An 18,520-nucleotide genomic window follows, 5' to 3' on the forward strand; every position below is an offset into this window, starting at 1 on the left:
ACTAGATTTGAAGTAGTACACACAACACTAAGTTAACCCTTAGTCATCAAAAAGGCCGACAGCTTCTCGCTATCGGCCTTTACTTTCTTTACCATAAAAAGAAGGTGACTTTTGAGACACCCTCCCTCTTAGTTCAAAACCGCAGAACGTCATTATAATATCTGAGCGGTGTGATCTTTCGTTTTTACTTTTTCTATTATATTAACGATCTTTCCTTCTTCATCAATTACAAAGGTCTGTCTGGCGGTACCCATATATTTTTTTCCATACATGGATTTTTCTACCCAGGTGCCGTACTTTTCATGCACCTGCTTTTCTGTGTCTGCCAAAAGCTTGAAGGGTAAACTTTGCTTTTCTATAAAGCGCTTATGTGATTTTTCATTGTCAGTACTTACACCTAATATTTCGTAGCCTTTGTCCTGGAAAGTGCTGTAGTTGTCTCTTAAATTACAGGATTCAGCCGTACAGCCTGGGGTATTATCTCTTGGGTAAAAGTAGATCACTACTTTTTTTCCTTTGTAATCAGAGAGCTTTACCGATTGACCGTCCTGGTCGTTTACCTCGAAATCGGGTGCTGCATCACCTACTTTTAATGCCATGGTTATTACTCTATTTTAGTTGAATATTCAGTTACGTTATTAACATTATCAGTGACTTTTAGTTTGACCTCCCCTGTAAATGGCTTTGACTTGTCCAGTTTTTCTGACCATATTAATGATCTTTTGTAATCATAATGCATGAGTACCCATGTGTTATTAACACTACATTCATATTTTTTTAAGCCGGATAACTCATCGTTTATTTTGAATTTAATACTATTAGCATTGACAGCTATTGGTGTTATCATAGGAGGTATGGTATCCATGGCAATTGTATATTGACCAAAGTTCCTGGTTTTAAAACTGATCTTGCCATTGTTCCAGCTCCCACCTGCAAAGCCTAACAACTCCCCGGAAGAACTGATGCCAAAAACACCCGCCTTACCAGGTTTAGCGTAGTTTTGTGTAGGTTTTAGTATTACGTTTATATTGCTTCTCAGAGGATTGGTCGGATCACCGATCTCAAAGACTTCCTTTTGTAATGTTGAGTCATAGCGATAGCCTGCTTTAAGGTATATCGTATCAAAGAGTGATCTTTTGTAAAACTCGATATCAGCTTTTTCACTATAAAAAGTATATGCTGATCCAGATGGTATCATGTCTTTAAAGTTAAGGCTTTTATAAAAGTCGCCTTTTTCTATACTAGTGGGTACACCCTTTCTTAAATCCCAAAGATAAACCTGCTGTGACGCGTCGGTACTATAGGCCTGATCTATGATTTTAGGCTGTGGGGCATAAAGTATAAGCTGGGATGAATCTTTTACACGGGCACTTACCATCAGTGTATTGTCAATCACCTGGAGTGGTATTTTATTTTGAGCTGTTTTGAGAGTTACATCAGTCCTTTCTTCTCCTATCAGTTGTAGGGTGATATAGCTATTATTGCCATAAGTGTCTTTCATGGATATTTTAAGCTCATGTTTGCTGCCGGGTACTATCTTTAATTTTCCTTTTAAATTATTCGTAGTGTAGAATTTAAGCTTATTGCCGTCATCGATATAAAGTTTATGAAATCGATTTCCCGTAGTGGATAATACATGATAGTTCATGTGCGCCAAAATATTACGCTGCTCACTGAAAGCGAATTTGTCAATTTGTTGATGAAATATACGTTCGCCATCCAGCTCCATTTGGATGGTGTTTATACCGCATCGGAAGCGTGCATTGTCCAGCTTATCATGAGCCAATAATTCCACGCCGATTAACCCCGATAAATGTATTGGTCTATCCAACACGTAATTGTTGCCTGTTCTGCGTAGTGTATATTCTTTTCTGCCAAACTGCCCTTCAATTCTCCCATTCATATCCATCGTTTTGACTGCTATTTTCTGTGCTACCGGCGGTATATGATCCTGTATTTCACTAAATCCGTAACTTAACGGATTGAGAGGGCGCTGGTACTTATCCCGTAGATCAAAGTGCAGATGCGGGCCTCCTGACGACCCACTGTTACCCGAAAGTGCAATGGTATCTCCTTTGTTAACGGGAAACTGACCTGCTCTGAAATAAAGGTTGATTTTAGGAGATTTTCTACGGTATTGCTCTTGTCTTACATAATCGGCTACAGGGCCTTTGAATTTATCCAGATGAGCGTAAACGGTTGTTTGACCATTTGGATGCATAATGTACAATGCATTGCCATAGCCTGTTGGAGAGATAGATGCTCTTGAAATATAGCCTGTTGCTGCCGCATGTACGGCCAGGCCTATACGCCCTTCGGTACGGATATCGATACCGGAGTGGAAATGCGTGCTGCGCAACTCACCCATTGTGCCGGCAAGCGTATTTCTTACCCCTGGTTTGATAGGGAACAGGTAATAATTTTCTGCAAGGTCAAGGTCTTCACTTAATTGACCAAGTACCACATGATTAAAGCAAACTAAAAACAATAAATAGGCAACTTTACTTGATCTCACACTCCAGTAATTTTTCATCTTCAATATACGCCTCAAGTTTCTGGCCAATTTTTACCGGGCCTACTCCTGCAGGTGTACCTGTAAAGATCAAATCTCCCTTTTTTAAAGTGAAAAAATTCGATGTGTAAGAAATAATATGATCGAACGGGAAAAGCATATGCCCCGTATTGCCCTTCTGCCTGATTTCTCCATCTATCAGCAGGCTGAAATTAAGGTCTTTGAGATTTTTGAAATTGCTTATATCCTGAAAATCAGAAATAGGCGCTGAACCGTCAAAGCCTTTTGCAAGTTCCCAGGGAAGTCCCTTTTCCTTTGCTGTTTGCTGTAAGTCGCGTGCTGTAAAATCTATTCCGATCCCAATTTCATCATAATATTTGTGTGCGAATTGCTCCCGGATTTTTTTTCCTTTTTGATTGATCTTTATCACCAATTCAACTTCATAGTGGATGTTCTTTGAAAAATCCGGATAATAGAAAGGATTGTTCTTTCTGAGAATGGCCGTATCAGGCTTGGTGAAGATCACCGGCTCAGAAGGCTTTTCATTATTTAATTCACGGATATGCTCAACATAATTCCTACCGATGGCCAGAATCTTCATGCAGGTTGGTTTTTGTTAACTTTATTATTATGAAGTAAATGTGTTACACAAAAGTGTTATAGATTTGTATTATTTAAAATAGAATTACGTTTAATTCTGAAAAAAAGTCAATCATGTTTAGAAAAGCCATAATGCTCTTGTTTTTAGGTGGGATGATGTACGGTTGTGCGAAAGTGCCTGTAACCGGTAGAAGACAACTTAACCTGGTGTCGAACTCGGAGATACTGCCGTTAAGTTTTGATCAGTATGCGCAGGTATTGAAGGAAAACAAGCTTTCCGATAACAAAGAATGGACTGCTATGATAAAAGAGGTAGGTAGAGACATTCAATTAGCTGCTGAACAATATATGAGGCAGATTGGAGCGCAAGATCAACTCGAAGGCTATGATTGGGATTTTAATCTAATTGAATCAGAGACTGTTAATGCCTGGTGTATGCCTGGAGGTAAAGTGGCGTTTTATACAGGCATTATGCCTATTTGCAAAACAAGAGATGGTGTAGCTGTTGTTATGGGGCATGAAGTAGCACATGCTATTGCCAATCACGGCCGTGAGCGTATGAGTCAGGGGTTGGTTACCAATCTGGGATTAGGTACGGTAGGAGCAGCTATGGGTTCAAACCCAACGCTTACTCAGCAGGTATTTATGCAGTCAGTAGGTGTGGGTTCTCAATTGGGGATGTTAAAATTTTCTCGTACACATGAGTCGGAAGCAGATAAGATAGGGCTCATTTTTATGTCAATAGCAGGATATAATCCAAAAGAAGCGCCTGAGTTCTGGACAAGAATGCAGGCCAATGCAGGAGGCGATAGGCCCCCTGAGTTTATGTCAACTCACCCTAACCCCGAGACAAGGATACAGGACCTCAATGCAGCCATACCGGAGGCCATGAAATATTATAAGAAGAAATAACAGACGGGCCGTCCTTCAGAACGATCAGCTAACCTGGCCTTCTCTGACAATACAAACCTCAAATGAGCGTAAACCACGAAATTTTGAGGTTTTAGTCTGTCTTTCGTTCATACTTTACTTTGGATGACTATGATATCAATCTCCCGTGTCCGGTCTCAGTACCTGATACGCTAGGCACTATGCCCTTTCCTCTATGCTCTTACCCTCCCAGGTTGGATAAAGCTTTTAACTTAATTTCAGTTAGCCGTCGTTTAGTATCCTGGGGAAAATCACCATTCATCATCCAGTCGTAGTAACTGGGTTCTTTTTTGAGTACTTCAGCTACGGGCTTATGGCGATGTTTCCCAAAATTGAAGACAGCTTCCCCCTGATTATTTAGCATGATCCTGCCTGCCAGATCTACCATGTTAGAAGCAGTAAGTTTGTGAAGGCTTTCTATATCATTGGCTACTACTCCCACTTTTTTCCCTAAGTTATCAAAGACCTCCTGACCATCGTAACGTACAACCTGCGCTTTAAGCACTTCGGCTGTAGCGAGTGTGTCGGCTTCCGCACTGTGTGCATCATCGAGTGTTTTATCACAATAAAATTTGTAAGCAGCTGAAAGCGTCCGTTTTTCCATCATATGAAATATCTTTTGAGCATCAACTACTTTTCGCTTGGATACATCAAATTCTACTCCAGCCCGAAGAAACTCTTCGACCAGGAGAGGAATGTCAAACTTTAGTACATTAAAGCCTGCCAGGTCTGAGCCCTCCAGAAATTTGGCCAGGCTCTTGGCCACGTTTTTGAAGGTTGGGGCATCCTTTATATCGTCATCATAAATACCATGGATCAGGCTGGTTTCTAAAGGTATGGGAACGGTTGGGTTGACCTTATTTGTTTTTACGATTTGCTCGCCATTAGGCATTAATTTCACTACGGATATTTCTACTATCCGATCTTTTACAATGTTAGTACCTGTAGTTTCCAGGTCGAAAACGGTAAGCGGATTTCGTAAATTTAGTTGCATGATAGGTTTTTTTAAGCCAGGTTAGAACGGGTGTTGTTTAATCAATTATATGCTTGAGTTCATCAAAGTCCAGATTGTCAAAAGTACCTGATGACATCATAAGCAGGTTTTTGTCTTTCCAGTTTTGATCTTTAAGATAGCCAATAAGTGCTTCTCTGTCATCAAATACTTTTAAATGACGTTCATCAAAAGCAATGGTAATGTCTTCTTTAGAAATAGGTGCCAATCCCTTGTGGGTCAAAGTGTCCGGGTTAAAATAGACTACAGGGCGATAAGATGCTCTCATAGTACCTTTGTATTCACTTAAAAAGTCTTTGGTCAAACTACTGAAAGTATGCAATTCCAGACATGCCACCAGGTCCCGTTCCGGATATTGATCGCGTAACGCTCTCGTGGTAGCTTTTACTTTGGAAGGGGAGTGTGCATAGTCTTTAAACAGGATGGAGTCCTCATTTTCTTTTACCAGTTCCATCCTTTTTGAAGCCCCTTCAAAATTTGATATTGCTTCATAGAATTGATCCGTTCGAATGCCAATTTTAGATAGCACCGCCATAGCTCCGCTAATGTTTTGCAAGTTATGCTGACCAAACACTTTCAATGGAATGTTCATGTCATCATGTAGTAAATAAGTAACACCATTTTCGATAATATGTGGATGGGTTTTATAAGGTAACCCGCTCACATCGGTACGCTCTTTACTACCTATCAGGGAGGTCATTGCATCTTCTTCACAATAAACGATGGCACCTGCTTTTGGAGTGGCATCAGCAAAAGCATCGAATTGTTTGACGTATTCATCCTCGGATGGAAATACGTTGACGTGGTCCCAGGCCACACCAGAGATCAACCCGATGTGATGATGGTATTTAAGGAACTTAGGTGTCGGGTCAATAGGAGAGGACAAATATTCGTCACCTTCTATGATGATCAAAGGAGCGTCAGATAATTGCACCATAGTGTTAAACCCTTGAATAGATGCACCGACAGCATAGTCAAACTTTCTGCCAAAGTAGTTTAATACGTGCATGATCATAGAGGTTATGGTAGTTTTACCATGGCTTCCGGCAATGACCACTCTATGTTTATCCAGAGACTGCTCGTATATGAATTCAGGGAAAGAGTAGATCTTTAGGCCTAATTTCTGTGCTTTGAGCAGTTCGGGATTATCCTTTCGGGCGTGCATCCCTAATATGATAGCATCCAGTTGATCATGTACTTTGTCCGGATGCCAACCGTTTTCAGGAGGTAACAACCCTACAGCTTCTAATTTTGATTTTGAAGGTTCAAACAACTCGTCGTCTGAGCCCGTTACTATATGCCCTTTATGATGCAGTGCAATTGCCAGGTTGTGCATAATGCTACCGCCAATAGCTATGAAATGAATGTGCTGAGGTCTGTTGTCCATGATGCTGATTTTGCGCGCCAAAAATACTGGAAAAAAAGTAAAATTTAATTCGTACTTTGATTGTTGATATATATGTGGATAACATATTTTTTTGTTGATATCATTTCTATTTTTCAACAATTGAGTCACATGACTTTTATGAAAAATGTGGAAAAGAGTAGCGGGTTCTGGTGTTTTTTGGTAGTATCAACAGCCAGCGTTAGTTTCTGTAAACAACACTGCAGATACCGGTGTAATACACAGGATTTTATTGTACATGAATTTCTTTTTAGGTTTGGAAATTGATTGAGAAGTAGTACCGAGAGATTGCCCTATGGAAAATAAATCAGCGCCTTTGCGAGTTGGTCATAAGTCGAACAGATTACATAAAGAATTAACGGAGGGACTAGGTAAAGTCCCACCCCAGGCGCTTGATTTGGAAGAAGCGGTGTTAGGAGCGCTCATGCTTGAAAAAGATGCACTTTCTACCGTTATCGATATTCTGAAACCCGAGAGTTTCTATAAAGATGCCCACCAGGAGATTTACCGATCTATTGTAGAGCTTTTTAATAATTCAGAGCCGGTAGATATGCGGACCGTAGCGGCAAAACTCCGTAAAAATGGTCAGCTGGAATTTACCGGTGGTGCTTACTATATTGCTGAATTAACCTCAAAAGTGAGCTCTGCTGCCAATATTGAGTACCATGCGCGTATTGTGACGGAGATGGCGATCAAGCGTGAACTTATTCGTGTAGCTTCAGAAATACATCATGATGCCTACGAAGATACCACTGATGTCTTTAACCTGCTGGATAAAACGGAGTCAGCGCTTTTCGAGATATCTGAAGCGAACATCCGTAAGAATTACGACAACATGCGTTCGTTAATGGCGCAGGCTATTCAAGAGTTAGAAGAGCGCAAGAACCATAAAGATGGATTAACAGGGGTGCCAAGCGGTTTTACAGCACTGGACCGAGTTACCTCAGGGTGGCAAAAATCAGATCTTGTCATTATAGCGGCCCGTCCTGGTATGGGTAAAACAGCCTTTGTGGTTTCTGCCTTACGTAATGCAGCGGTAGACTTCAATCATGCCGTTGCTATATTTTCATTGGAGATGTCATCCGTACAGCTGGTGAACAGGTTGATTTCTGCCGAAGCTGAGTTGGAAAGTGAGAAAATCAAAAAAGGAAACCTGGCTGAGTACGAATGGCAGCAACTTATCCACAAAACAAATCGGTTGAGCAACGCGCCGATCTTCATTGATGATACTCCGGCGCTTACCATTTTGGAGTTACGAGCTAAATGCCGTCGATTAAAAGCACAACATGATGTGCAGCTGATCGTGATTGACTACTTGCAGCTTATGTCGGGTGATTCTTCCAAAGGAGCGGGTAACCGGGAGCAGGAAATTGCTTCCATTTCCCGAGCCTTGAAGGGTATAGCAAAAGAGTTAGATGTACCTGTCATCGCACTTTCGCAGTTGAGTCGTGCCGTGGAAACCAGGGGGGGAGATAAACGTCCACAGCTATCCGATCTTAGAGAATCGGGTTCCATTGAACAGGACGCAGATATGGTAATGTTCCTGTACCGGCCGGAATATTATGGTATCACTGAAGATGAAAGCGGTATGCCCACACAAGGAGTGGGTGAGGTGATCATCGCTAAACATAGAAATGGCTCTCTGGAGAATGTGGCGCTTAAATTCATAGGTAAATTCACTAAATTCAGTGATTTGGATACGATGGGCTTTTCAGGAGGAGAGTTTCCATCCGGAGGAGGTATTCCATCAGAGTTTGATGATACCGGTACCATTACGTTAGGAAGTAAGCTCAATGAGAGCGAGCAAGGTACACCTGATGCCGGATTTGGACAAAGTAGTCCGGAAGATGATGAGGACGCACCTTTTTAATTATACAGGAAAGCCTGTTTTCTTTACTATAAACTATTTTCAGGTATCAGGGAATGACACAAAGTCCTGATACTTATCATGTCTGAAGTGTCATTAGCATTGTTTGTGGTATTCAATTATTTGATAATCATATTTTTATAAAATATCAATTAAAAAAATACTTCAAGACGTAATGTATATTGCTAGATAGGCTAAGTAAGTTTCTTTATTTTTATTGAAGAGTAGTTTAAACAATTAAAAGCAAAGATCTTGAAAGCATTATCCCTCGTTGAAAAAGGTAAAATTGAGATTGTTGATAAGCCAAAACCTACGTTAAAAACCGGACAGGTATTGGTTAAGGTTTTAGCAGCAGCGTTGAATAAAAGAGACCAGTTTATTCGGGAAGGAAAGTACCCTGGGATTAAGGTGGGTACTACACTCGGTTCCGATGCTGTGGGTATGGTGGAATCAGTGGGTGATGAGGTGGACACCTCGTGGATAGGGAAGACAGTTATGATCAACCCTAACATCAAATGGGGAGATAATCCGGAGGTACAATCACGTGAATATTCTATTCTCGGGCAGCCTGATGACGGGACTTTTGCGGAATATGTGGCGGTGGAGGAAAGTCGTATTTATGAAAAGCCCGGCTATCTTAATTTGACGGAAGCTGCTGCATTTCCGCTCGCAGGGCTAACGGCTTACAGGGCCTGCTTTCATCATGGTCATATCACCGCTGACAAAAACGTTTTGATTTCCGGTTTTGGTGGTGGAGTAGCGCAGTTTGCATTTCAATTTGCAGTGGCAGAGGGTGCAAGGGTCTATGTCAGTTCGAGTAATGAAGAAAAACTTAAAAGAGCTTTAGACATGGGGGCTGTCGGGAGCTTTAATTATAACGAGGAGTGGAATAAAAACCTATGGCAAACACGGGGAGGCTTTGACCTGGTCATTGACAGTGCAGGAGGAGATCAGATCAACCAGTTCATTAAAATGATGCGTCCGGCGGGGCGGATTGTTTTTTATGGTGCTACCAATGGGTTACCTGCTAACCTGGACCTCTATCGAATGTTCTGGAATCAGATCACGTTACAAGGCTCTACCATGGGAAGTGATCAGGAGTATGAAAAGATGCTGGACTTTATTGAAGATAAAAAAATAAAGCCATTAATAGACTCGGCCCGCCCGTTTGACGAAATAATTTCGGCATTTGATGACATGGCAAATAATTCGAAACTTGGGAAATTAGTAATTGAATTGTAACTATAAGTATTGGTATGTAACTTCCTGATATTAAATTATATATATTTTAAAATACTAAAAATTTTAGTATTTTAAAAATGATGTTTTGCCATAAGTAACCGCTTTGTATGAGGTAGGTGTCTTGCCCTTATTTAATCATCAAATAGAAATTCATTATAGGCATTTTGCAATTCACGTAAGGCGAGTGAATTACCTTGGGCCCTGGCCAGTTGTATCCCTTTTTTGAAAGTGCTTTCAGCTTCATCGTCCCTGTCAAGCTCAATATAGAGGTTTGCACAATGATAATAAGTAGGTAAATATTCCGGGTGTTGCTCCAGGAGTTGTTCATAATACTGTTGCGCTTTTTCAGGAGAATTTGTCCTATATTCGGTAGCAATTGCATACAGGTTGAAAGGGTCATTTGGGTCGTTTTTAAGGTACTCTAAAAGAAGGCTTAAGCGTTGCGAATTCATCTGAGATACAATTTTTATTTGCTCCATTATTCATTATCTTCACGGCAAAAATAATCTGATTATTAGAAGTTTTTTAACCTTTTTTATTTAATGAAGATATTAGTTTGTATCACGCATGTCCCTGATACTACTTCTCGGATAGCATTCACAGATGGCGATAAGAAATTTGATTCTAATGGGGTTCAATACATTATAGGGCCTTATGACGATTATGCATTGGCAAGAGCGGTGGAATTAAAAGAGCAGTTAGGGGGATCGATCACTGTATTGAATGTTGGAGAAGCGGAAACAGAGCCTACCATTAGAAAAGCTTTGGCCATAGGAGCTGATGATGCCATTCGGGTAAATGCGGAACCTGCAGACTCTCTTTTCGTAGCTAAGCAAATTGCCGCACAGGCTAAAGAAGGTGGATACGATCTGATATTGATGGGCAGAGAATCCATCGACTTCAATGGTGGTATGGTTCATGGTATGGTCGGTGAGATACTTGGGATACCGTCCATCTCTCCCGTAATGACACTGGATATAGAAGGCGATAGTGCCAAAATGTCAAGAGAAATAGAGGGGGGTAAAGAATACATAGAAGTTAAAATGCCTTTTGTGGCTGGATGTCAGGAGCCTATTGCAGAATGGAAAATACCGAATATGCGAGGGATCATGTCGGCAAGGACGAAGCCTTTGAATGTCATTGAACCAGTGGATAACGAAACAGGTACCCAGCTGGAGAATTTTGAGCTTCCTCCTGCTAAGGGAGCTGTTAAAATGATTGACCTGGACAATGTTTCCGAGTTGGTCGGTCTTTTGAAAAATGAGGCGAAAGTAATTTAATTTAGGGTAAGATTTAAAACATTAGAAATGGCAACACTTGTTTTTGTAGAAAGTGCGGACGGAAAAATTAAGAAAACCTCATTAGAAGCCATAGCTTATGCTTCCGGTATGGGAGGGGAAGTCGTGGCATTAGCACTGGGGTCAGAGACTGCCCCGGCAGCATTAGAGGCGCTAGGTAACTATGGTGCCAAGAGCGTATTACATGTAGCGGATGAACGTTTAAATGAAGGTGTGATACAGGCGTATGCAAGTGCAATTAGTCAGGCTATGGATAAGGCATCGGCTGATACACTTGTGCTGGCTAACTCTTCCCTGGGTAACCCTGTGTCAGCCAGAGTTGCCATAAAACAGAATGCCAGCCTGGTATCCAATGTAACAGAGCTGCCGGATACGTCTGTTGGATTCAAAGTAAAACGAAGTATTTATACCGGAAAAGCTTTCGCAGTGGTTGAGCTTACCAAGGGAAAAAAAATACTTGCCATCAAAAAGAATGCTGCCGAAGCGAAAGAAGTGGGAGGAACTGCTTCTGTTGAGGCTTTTACTCCTGAGCTTGGAGATGCTGATTTTGGGGCAAACATTACAGGTGTAGACAAAGCGACCGGAGAGGTGCTCCTACCGGAAGCAGAGATCGTTGTTTCAGGAGGCAGGGGATTAAAAGGCCCTGAAAACTGGGGTATGATAGAAGAGCTTGCTTCAACGTTGGGAGCGGCGACAGGATGTAGTAAGCCCGTTTCTGACATCGGATGGAGGCCACATCATGAACATGTTGGGCAAACTGGTGTTAAAGTAAGTCCGCAGTTGTATATTGCTGTTGGAATTTCAGGGGCGATACAGCATTTAGCCGGAGTGAATAGTTCAAAATATATAGTAGTAGTTAACAAGGACCCCGAAGCTCCTTTCTTTAAGGCCGCCGACTACGGTATAGCGGGAGATGCATTCGAGGTAATCCCTAAACTAACAGAAGCCTTGAAGGCAGCACAGTAAATCCGTGGAGAAGATAAAGCTAGAAATATTAGGCCTTTCATCGAGTCAATCACAATCTGGTTCGTTTGCATTGGTATTAGGAGAAACCGAAGGTAATCGTCGTTTACCCATCATCATAGGCATGTTTGAAGCTCAAGCTATCGCTATTGAAATTGAGAAGATCATACCTAACCGGCCGATGACCCATGATCTTTTCAAATCGTTTGCGCATAGTTTTGACTATAAAGTGGAGGAGATCATAATCTCTGATTTGAAAGAAGGAGTGTTTTTTGCCAAGATTATCTGTAATAACGGTGACAAAACGATTGAGGTAGATGCTCGTCCGTCAGATGCTATAGCCATAGGGTTGAGGTTTGACTCACCAATTTATACCTATGAAGCAATATTAGCCGAAGCAGGGATTGTACTTACAGATGAAAATGAAGATGAAATTGCCGAATTAAAAAGTGAGGTAAAAACCGAGCAAGCCCCGACTAAGAAGAAAGCGGATGATCTCAAAAACCAATCAGTAGATAAGCTTAATGAGCTTCTGAAAGATGCGATTGATAATGAGGATTATGAAAAAGCCGCTAAAATCAGAGACGAACTGAGCAGGCGCAACTAGCCCCTGGTTATCAGAATCAATGGATTATATCAGAGGGATAATCGGTCTGGCCTTTTTAGTAGGGGTCGCCTATCTGTTCTCTGCGAATAAGAAAAAGGTAGACTGGCGATTGGTTTTGGTGGGCCTTGGTTTACAGATCATATTTGCCCTCCTTATCACGAAAGTAAGTTTCGTAGCCTCAGGCTTTGATTTTATCAGTGAAAAGTTTGTTAAATTCCTTAGTTTCTCAACAGATGGCGCCAAGTTTCTATTTGGTGATCTGGCTACCAACAAGCTTGGATTTATATTCGCCTTTCAGGTGTTGCCAACCGTGATTTTTTTCTCAACGGTTTCTGCGGGTCTTTATTACCTGGGTGTTTTACAAAAGATCGTTTTTGGTATAGCGTGGCTTATGGCTCGTACAATGAGGTTAAGCGGGGCAGAGAGCCTTTCCGCCGCAGGTAATATTTTTTTAGGACAGACGGAGGCGCCATTACTCGTGCGTCCGTTTGTGAAGAACATGACCACCTCAGAGTTAATGTGCCTTATGACGGGTGGTATGGCTACCATAGCAGGTGGTGTTTTAGCAGGCTACGTAGCGTTTCTGGGTGGTGATGATCCTGTAGAAAGGGCCAAGTATGCTGCCTATCTACTCAGCGCTTCTATTATGAACGCTCCGGCTGCCATAGTACTGGCTAAGATCATTCTGCCGGAGACCAGGCAGGATGAAATAGATACAGAGCTTAAGGTAACGAAAGATTCACTTGGCGTAAATCTTATTGATGCGCTGGCCAGGGGAGCGGCAGACGGGCTTAAGTTAGCCCTCAATATTGGAGCGATGTTACTGGCGTTCATTGCTGTGATTTTTGCACTTAACTGGATATTGGTAGATGGTATAGGTTCCTGGACCGGACTAAATGCCTATGTAAGGGAAAGTACCCATGGAGTATTTGAAGGATTTTCACTTGAATATATTCTAGGTCAGATATTTCGCCTGTTTGCCTTCGTAATGGGTGTGGAGTGGTCAGAAGCTATCAAGGTAGGTAGCTTGTTAGGACAAAAGATCGTGGTCAATGAGTTTGTGGCTTACCTGAGCCTGGCAGAATTTAAGCAGGCCGGTGTGCTGGGAGAAAAGGCCATTGTCATTTCAACATATGCCTTATGCGGTTTTGCTAACTTCAGCTCCATCGCCATCCAGATAGGTGGAATAGGAGGTATGGCTCCCAGTAGGCAAGGTGACCTCTCACGGCTTGGGTTTAGAGCATTACTGGCAGCTACCTTGGCTACCATGATGACGGCTACTATTGCCGGGGCTCTGTTTGGATGACTTCAAGTTTAACTTGTGGCGAAAAGAATAGTTATACTACTTTATCTTTTATAATGTGGTAATTTGATACGCTTGGGTGTACTTTAAGAATCGAGTCATACAGCTTTCTGGCTATATTCATTACGAACAGTTATTACCCACATGAACAATAATCACTGCAATTGTTTAAGTGATGTCCAGATACTATTGGTTCATCAACAAAATTGGAATTCAGGTGATGAAATGAAGGAGTTGCAAAACATGTTTTACATCCCTGCATTGATATCTTATTCAGCTAGGAATTAAAAAAAAGAGGCTTTGTGATGAGAAAGCCTCTTTCAAACAAGATATGATTAGTGTTTATTTAGTCAGTAGATATCAGCACTGTCCTGTAGGTTTGTATATCTACTTTTGGTATGCTAGCTCCAAATTCACGGTTAATCAAATCGATCAATTCATTGGTTACTATAGCATTGCCTCTTGGGTTAATATGTACTCCATCAGTAGAAAAAACACCACTAGGTCTAAAATCAGGAGAGTGTGGAATTCCGTCAACCACAATTCCTACTTCTCCATCACTAAGACCTACCAGGTCTAAGAATAGTGGGTTAATATCATACAGTTTTAATCGATCGCTATTCTGTGCTACTAAGGTTGCAATGGTAGTATTGAAGGCGATAGCTCTTTCTGTAATTGTCGTAATTTCTTCTTTAGTTAAAACGAATTCATCACCCAAAGGGGTGGCAGGAGAGATACCTGTGCCTTTAGGGATTTCTTGTGAAGCAGGAAAAGGAAGAAGTTCACCGGTTCCAGGTGTTGGGTCTATGTTCCGCACTTTAGGAATGACCAGCATGTTACCCATATCGTCAATCGGTACTGCTGCATCAGACAGGCTGAGGTCCTCTATTACCAGAGGATAATTATCAAGGTCCGTATTAAGAGTTGGTCTTAATAGAGCTGCTTTTTGTTCATCACTTAAACCAGGGTTTGCCTGTACTCCCATATTCCAACCATTGATCGCGGTGTTTAACTGTGTAAGTCCAGCGCTTAATTCAGCTCTGGAAGCTTCAGGGACGGATACGACCCGAGGTACTGCCTGAAAAAATGGAATAGTTGTTACTGGAGGAATGTTGATGACAATCCCGTTTGCTTCAGTATTTGAGAGTAGTGTATTGATCAACGATTCATATTGAGCGTCAAAAGCTGTCGGAGAAGTAAAAATTGCTTCATTTGATGCACCGGAAATCGCATAACCCAGTACATCATTGTTACCTATCCAAAGTGTAAAAAAAGTAGGCTGCCGGGTGATGGCGTCACCTAGGATGGTAGAAACACCTGGATTGGAAGCAAACCTGGCATATAAACCGTTGTATAACGGATTTCCTTCGGCAGGTCCGCCAGTTGCCGGAGAAAGTACCTGGCCTAATAAAACACCAGGTACTCCAAAATTATTTAAAGTACCTTTATCACCAGTGAAAGGTGTAGGAAGTTCGCCATCCTCCAGTGCTTTTGGGCCAGCGTCTGATGTGCTGGGGTCATTATCGAGGTCTAAATCCAGTACCAATCGTCCCCGGATAAGGCCCATGCCCAAGTCAGAAAAAGCACTGTTAAAACCATTGTTAGAATTAATATCAGGTTGATTGAATGCTCCACCACCCACTCCCTCAACACGAAACTGACCGGCTAAGATATTCGGGAAGGAGTTTTGCTGTCCATCCGTATAGAGTGCATTATCCATAAATCCTGCTGTCAGTGAATTACCTATGGAAACATAAGTCGTAAAGTCAGCAGCACCAGACTCCCCTGTCGGAATTTCTTCCCCAGGTAATGGGTTATCTGCTTTTCGTTCGTCTATTAGGTCCTCTTCTGAGTCACATGCATTGAATGCTAAACTAACAGCCGCAAGTATGAGTATGTAATATATTTTTTTCATTTCAGTACAAGGTTTGAATTAGTTTAAAAATTCATCGAAGGTGATGGAAATATAGTATAATGCCCCAATTCTCGGATTAGCAAAGGAAGTAGTATAACGTTCATTAAGAACGTTAGATCCTCCTAACTTAACGATGGACTTCAAATCAGGGATTTTGTAGCTGACTTGTGCGTCGAGTGTTCCAAATGCAGGTATCACACCTGTTCCAATGGCGGATGACCATAAGAAGGCATCTTGCCAGCGATAGGTGACATTAAAGCCTAATTTATCTGTAACTTTTCTATTGGAAAAGGACAGATTGAAACGTGTTTCAGGTGTATTGAATTGTACTTCCAACCCTTGTTCTTCGAGTTTATCTTCATCTAATAATTTATTGTAGGAAAAGTTACCACCCAGAGAATATCCTTTTGGCAATGCATATTCAACCCCTATGGCAAACCCTTGCACGTCGATTTGCTCGTCTGAATTCACGTCAAAACCATACCTTTGAAGTGGTACAGAAGCATCTGTAATTTCTTGTGGTGTGGCAGGTGCACCATCATATAAAGGTGTTTGGCCTGGTGAAGGTTCAAAGTCCGGATCGGCAAACCGTCTGGCATGAGAGAAGTCTACCTCTGTAATAAAGTCGTTGTATCTGCTGAAATAGTAATATGCGTCTACCAAAACCCTATCGTTGATCAGGCCTTTATAGCCAACCTCATATGTGTTTACTTTTTCAGTTTCGAAGTCAAAATCATCCCATATCACCAGGTCATTTACATTTCCTGATGCTCTAGCGGCATTTACACTTTCAGTTGTATATACCGTATTGGTCCGGAAGTTGAATTGGTCTACTAAGGCTGAGTTACTCCCTACTAGTCTTCTGGTTGTTACGTCCAGATTGATAAATTGATCTTGGGTAGTCGGTATGCGGAAGCCACGTTGAAAAGACGCTCTGAAATTATGTCTTCCGGCAGCAGTGAATACCCCTGATATTCTGGGAGAGAACTGACCTTCGAAATTCTCGTTTTTATCATAGCGAATAGAACCGGTCAGGTCTAGTCTGTCATCTAAGAGTTTTTTTGTAATCTGAGCGTAACTACCCCATTCAGTGATAGAAAACTCATCGCCTCTATCAATATTTTCCAATGCAAATAGTGTTCCACCGGATTTCAAGTTATACTGCCTGAAGTTAGCGCCGACAACAATTTCAGCCCAATCAATTTGATTAGAGAAATTATACATGCCTTCAAAATGATTTAAACTGGTTTCGTCCAGAAACTGTGCCCCACCCTGAGAGATGGGAGTATTCCTGAGTTGATCAAATGCTTCGTTGTATTCTGCAGAGCCAACTTCTAGTCGGGCTGCTTCAGAGGCCTGAAAGGCAGTTGCATGAGCCTGATCTATTGACGCTCCCAAAAGCCTGGCACCTGCAAAGCCTTGAATATAGGCTGGAATAGATGTCTGTATATTGAGTAATGTGGCAAGGGTGTTGGCAGCATAACTGTCACCTGCATCCTCTCGTGTGGTGTAGGCCCGAACAAAGAAATTACTACCTCTCACTTCCGCCTTACCTGTCCAAATGGAGAAGTCATCCAATACGAATCTGTCATTGGCAGTATAAACTGTACTTCCGAATCCTATATTATATTGAACCAATGCTTCTATTTCATCATTGATCCTATAGTGAAGTGCACCTCCAAGTTTTAAACTTTCTGTTTCATTATCAACCAATTCACTTTCAGTAAAACCTCTAACACTAAAATTACCTCGAGCATCTGTAGGAAGTAATGCTTCTGCACTGCTTCCCTGCCCCAGAGCACCTATGTTTAAAACATTGTCTCCATAGACACTTACGCCATTGTAGGTGGTGACATTATCTCTATAACCATCCACTGTAGGGTCAAACTCTACACTCCTTTCCACAATGCCTGATTGATCTCTATAATCTACAGACCTCCAATCCTGGGCATTAAGCCAACTTGCCGTCACTTTAAAGGCAAATTTGTTATTGAAGGCCTTGGCATATCTTAATTGGTAGCTATTGTATAGGGACATATCATCATCTTCTTCATCTACATGGTTTACACCTAATTGGGCCTGAACCGTCAACCCCTGATAGTCAAAAGGGCTTTTACTATTCATAAGAACAATTCCCTGAATAGCGTTAGGGCCATAAAGTGCTGAAGCCGCTCCGGGCAGTATTTCCACACTTTCCAAGTCTACATCACTTATACCTACAATGTTTCCAACCGGGAAATTTAGTCCCGGGGCCTGGTTGTCTATACCATCGATCAATTGGACCGATCGTGTATTACCATTGGCGCCGAAACCGCGTATATTGATCGAGTTAAATGTAAGACTTTGGGTACTTACGTCAATACCTTTCAGCGACTTGATCTGGTCATAAAAGTTGGGTGCGGCTGCTTCCCGGATGGCCCGGATATCCATCTTTTCAATGGAAACCGGTGATTCCAAAATGTTTTCTTCCACTCTGGAAGCTGAAACCACTACCTCCTGACCTAACAGCGATTGTTCTGTCATAGCAATTTCCAGACCGGTGGTTGCACTATTGGTAATCTCCAGTTCCTGTGTTTCAAAGCCTATAAATGAAAAAACCAAGGTTAGGGGAGGGGCCTGGTCCACGGACAGTTTAAAGTCTCCCGTTGCGCTGGATATAGTGCCAACTACTTTGCCTTTAACAACAATATTGACTCCGGCCAGTGTTTCGTTGTTACTTTCGTTGATGACCTTACCTGAGATGGATGTACCCTGGGCATGAACAAGCCCTATGGAACTACACCAACCCAGTAGCACGAAAGCTACATAAGTAGATATCTTCTTCATAGTGTGGAGTTTGATTTGGTTTAAGTCTTAAAATTGTCAA

At 41.8% G+C, this 18,520-nt stretch carries 15 protein-coding genes; 7 read left to right on the forward strand and 8 right to left on the reverse strand.

What is annotated here, in order from left to right; genetic code table 11:
- Window positions 1-152 precede the first annotated feature (152 nt).
- From bcp to FNH22_RS26960, 3 genes are read right to left on the reverse strand one after another with little or no spacing between them, the layout of a single operon-like run.
- The gene (gene bcp / locus FNH22_RS26950) at window positions 153-599 is read right to left on the reverse strand and encodes a thioredoxin-dependent thiol peroxidase (RefSeq protein ID WP_143401629.1); all 447 of its coding nucleotides are present in this window, start codon (window positions 597-599) and stop codon (window positions 153-155) included.
- A gap of 5 nt (window positions 600-604) precedes the next feature.
- A complete protein-coding gene (locus tag FNH22_RS26955) occupies window positions 605-2,515 on the reverse strand; it encodes a M23 family metallopeptidase (protein ID WP_185154435.1) in 1,911 nt (636 codons plus the stop codon).
- Window positions 2,502-3,113, reverse strand: coding sequence for a fumarylacetoacetate hydrolase family protein (locus FNH22_RS26960; RefSeq protein ID WP_143401631.1), 612 nt, complete (start codon window positions 3,111-3,113; stop codon window positions 2,502-2,504). The genes FNH22_RS26955 and FNH22_RS26960 overlap by 14 nt, the downstream gene beginning before the upstream one ends.
- Before the next feature lie 113 nt (window positions 3,114-3,226).
- Here FNH22_RS26960 and FNH22_RS26965 point away from each other — a divergent pair, with 113 nt between their 5' ends.
- Window positions 3,227-4,024, forward strand: coding sequence for a M48 family metallopeptidase (locus FNH22_RS26965; RefSeq protein WP_143401632.1), 798 nt, complete (start codon window positions 3,227-3,229; stop codon window positions 4,022-4,024).
- A 199-nt stretch (window positions 4,025-4,223) separates the two neighbouring features.
- On the opposite strand, the gene FNH22_RS26970 is transcribed toward FNH22_RS26965, so the two are convergent.
- Together FNH22_RS26970 and murC are read right to left on the reverse strand one after the other, a co-directional pair.
- Window positions 4,224-5,036 (reverse strand): 3'-5' exonuclease, encoded by an 813-nt coding sequence (locus FNH22_RS26970; protein WP_143401633.1) that lies wholly within the window; start codon window positions 5,034-5,036, stop codon window positions 4,224-4,226.
- Between the two features lie 37 nt (window positions 5,037-5,073).
- Window positions 5,074-6,441 carry a UDP-N-acetylmuramate--L-alanine ligase gene (murC, locus tag FNH22_RS26975; RefSeq protein WP_143401634.1) on the reverse strand — a complete coding sequence of 456 codons (1,368 nt, stop codon included), beginning with the start codon at window positions 6,439-6,441 and terminating at the stop codon, window positions 5,074-5,076.
- A gap of 313 nt (window positions 6,442-6,754) precedes the next feature.
- On the opposite strand from murC, the gene dnaB reads away from it, so the two are divergent.
- Both dnaB and FNH22_RS26985 read left to right on the forward strand, forming a co-directional pair.
- The gene (gene dnaB / locus FNH22_RS26980) at window positions 6,755-8,329 is read left to right on the forward strand and encodes a replicative DNA helicase (protein WP_143401635.1); all 1,575 of its coding nucleotides are present in this window, start codon (window positions 6,755-6,757) and stop codon (window positions 8,327-8,329) included.
- 249 nt (window positions 8,330-8,578) lie between these two features.
- Window positions 8,579-9,568 carry a zinc-binding dehydrogenase gene (locus FNH22_RS26985; RefSeq protein WP_143401636.1) on the forward strand — a complete coding sequence of 330 codons (990 nt, stop codon included), beginning with the start codon at window positions 8,579-8,581 and terminating at the stop codon, window positions 9,566-9,568.
- A 131-nt stretch (window positions 9,569-9,699) separates the two neighbouring features.
- On the opposite strand, the gene FNH22_RS26990 is transcribed toward FNH22_RS26985, so the two are convergent.
- Window positions 9,700-10,047: a tetratricopeptide repeat protein gene (locus FNH22_RS26990; RefSeq protein ID WP_255518170.1), complete on the reverse strand. Its 348-nt coding sequence runs from the start codon at window positions 10,045-10,047 to the stop codon at window positions 9,700-9,702.
- A 63-nt stretch (window positions 10,048-10,110) separates the two neighbouring features.
- Between FNH22_RS26990 and FNH22_RS26995 the strand changes: the two genes are divergently transcribed.
- Genes FNH22_RS26995 through FNH22_RS27010 form a run of 4 tightly spaced genes read left to right on the forward strand, consistent with a single transcriptional unit; the run spans window position 10,111 to window position 13,742 of the window.
- Window positions 10,111-10,848 carry an electron transfer flavoprotein subunit beta/FixA family protein gene (locus tag FNH22_RS26995; protein WP_143401637.1) on the forward strand — a complete coding sequence of 246 codons (738 nt, stop codon included), beginning with the start codon at window positions 10,111-10,113 and terminating at the stop codon, window positions 10,846-10,848.
- A gap of 27 nt (window positions 10,849-10,875) precedes the next feature.
- Complete coding sequence (locus FNH22_RS27000) at window positions 10,876-11,832, forward strand: electron transfer flavoprotein subunit alpha/FixB family protein (RefSeq protein ID WP_143401638.1); 957 nt, start codon at window positions 10,876-10,878, stop codon at window positions 11,830-11,832.
- A 4-nt stretch (window positions 11,833-11,836) separates the two neighbouring features.
- The gene (locus FNH22_RS27005; protein ID WP_143401639.1) at window positions 11,837-12,436 is read left to right on the forward strand and encodes a bifunctional nuclease family protein; all 600 of its coding nucleotides are present in this window, start codon (window positions 11,837-11,839) and stop codon (window positions 12,434-12,436) included.
- Window positions 12,437-12,455: 19 nt separating this feature from the next.
- Window positions 12,456-13,742 (forward strand): NupC/NupG family nucleoside CNT transporter, encoded by a 1,287-nt coding sequence (locus FNH22_RS27010; RefSeq protein WP_143401640.1) that lies wholly within the window; start codon window positions 12,456-12,458, stop codon window positions 13,740-13,742.
- Window positions 13,743-14,085: 343 nt separating this feature from the next.
- On the opposite strand, the gene FNH22_RS27015 is transcribed toward FNH22_RS27010, so the two are convergent.
- Together FNH22_RS27015 and FNH22_RS27020 are read right to left on the reverse strand one after the other, a co-directional pair.
- On the reverse strand, window positions 14,086-15,654 hold the full coding sequence (locus FNH22_RS27015; protein WP_143401641.1) for a hypothetical protein: 1,569 nt from the start codon (window positions 15,652-15,654) through the stop codon (window positions 14,086-14,088).
- An 18-nt stretch (window positions 15,655-15,672) separates the two neighbouring features.
- The gene (locus FNH22_RS27020; protein ID WP_143401642.1) at window positions 15,673-18,480 is read right to left on the reverse strand and encodes a TonB-dependent receptor; all 2,808 of its coding nucleotides are present in this window, start codon (window positions 18,478-18,480) and stop codon (window positions 15,673-15,675) included.
- Between the last annotated feature and the right edge of the window lie 40 nt (window positions 18,481-18,520).

Origin of the sequence: Fulvivirga sp. M361, assembly GCF_007097395.1 — a bacterium.
Lineage (GTDB): Bacteria > Bacteroidota > Bacteroidia > Cytophagales > Cyclobacteriaceae > Fulvivirga.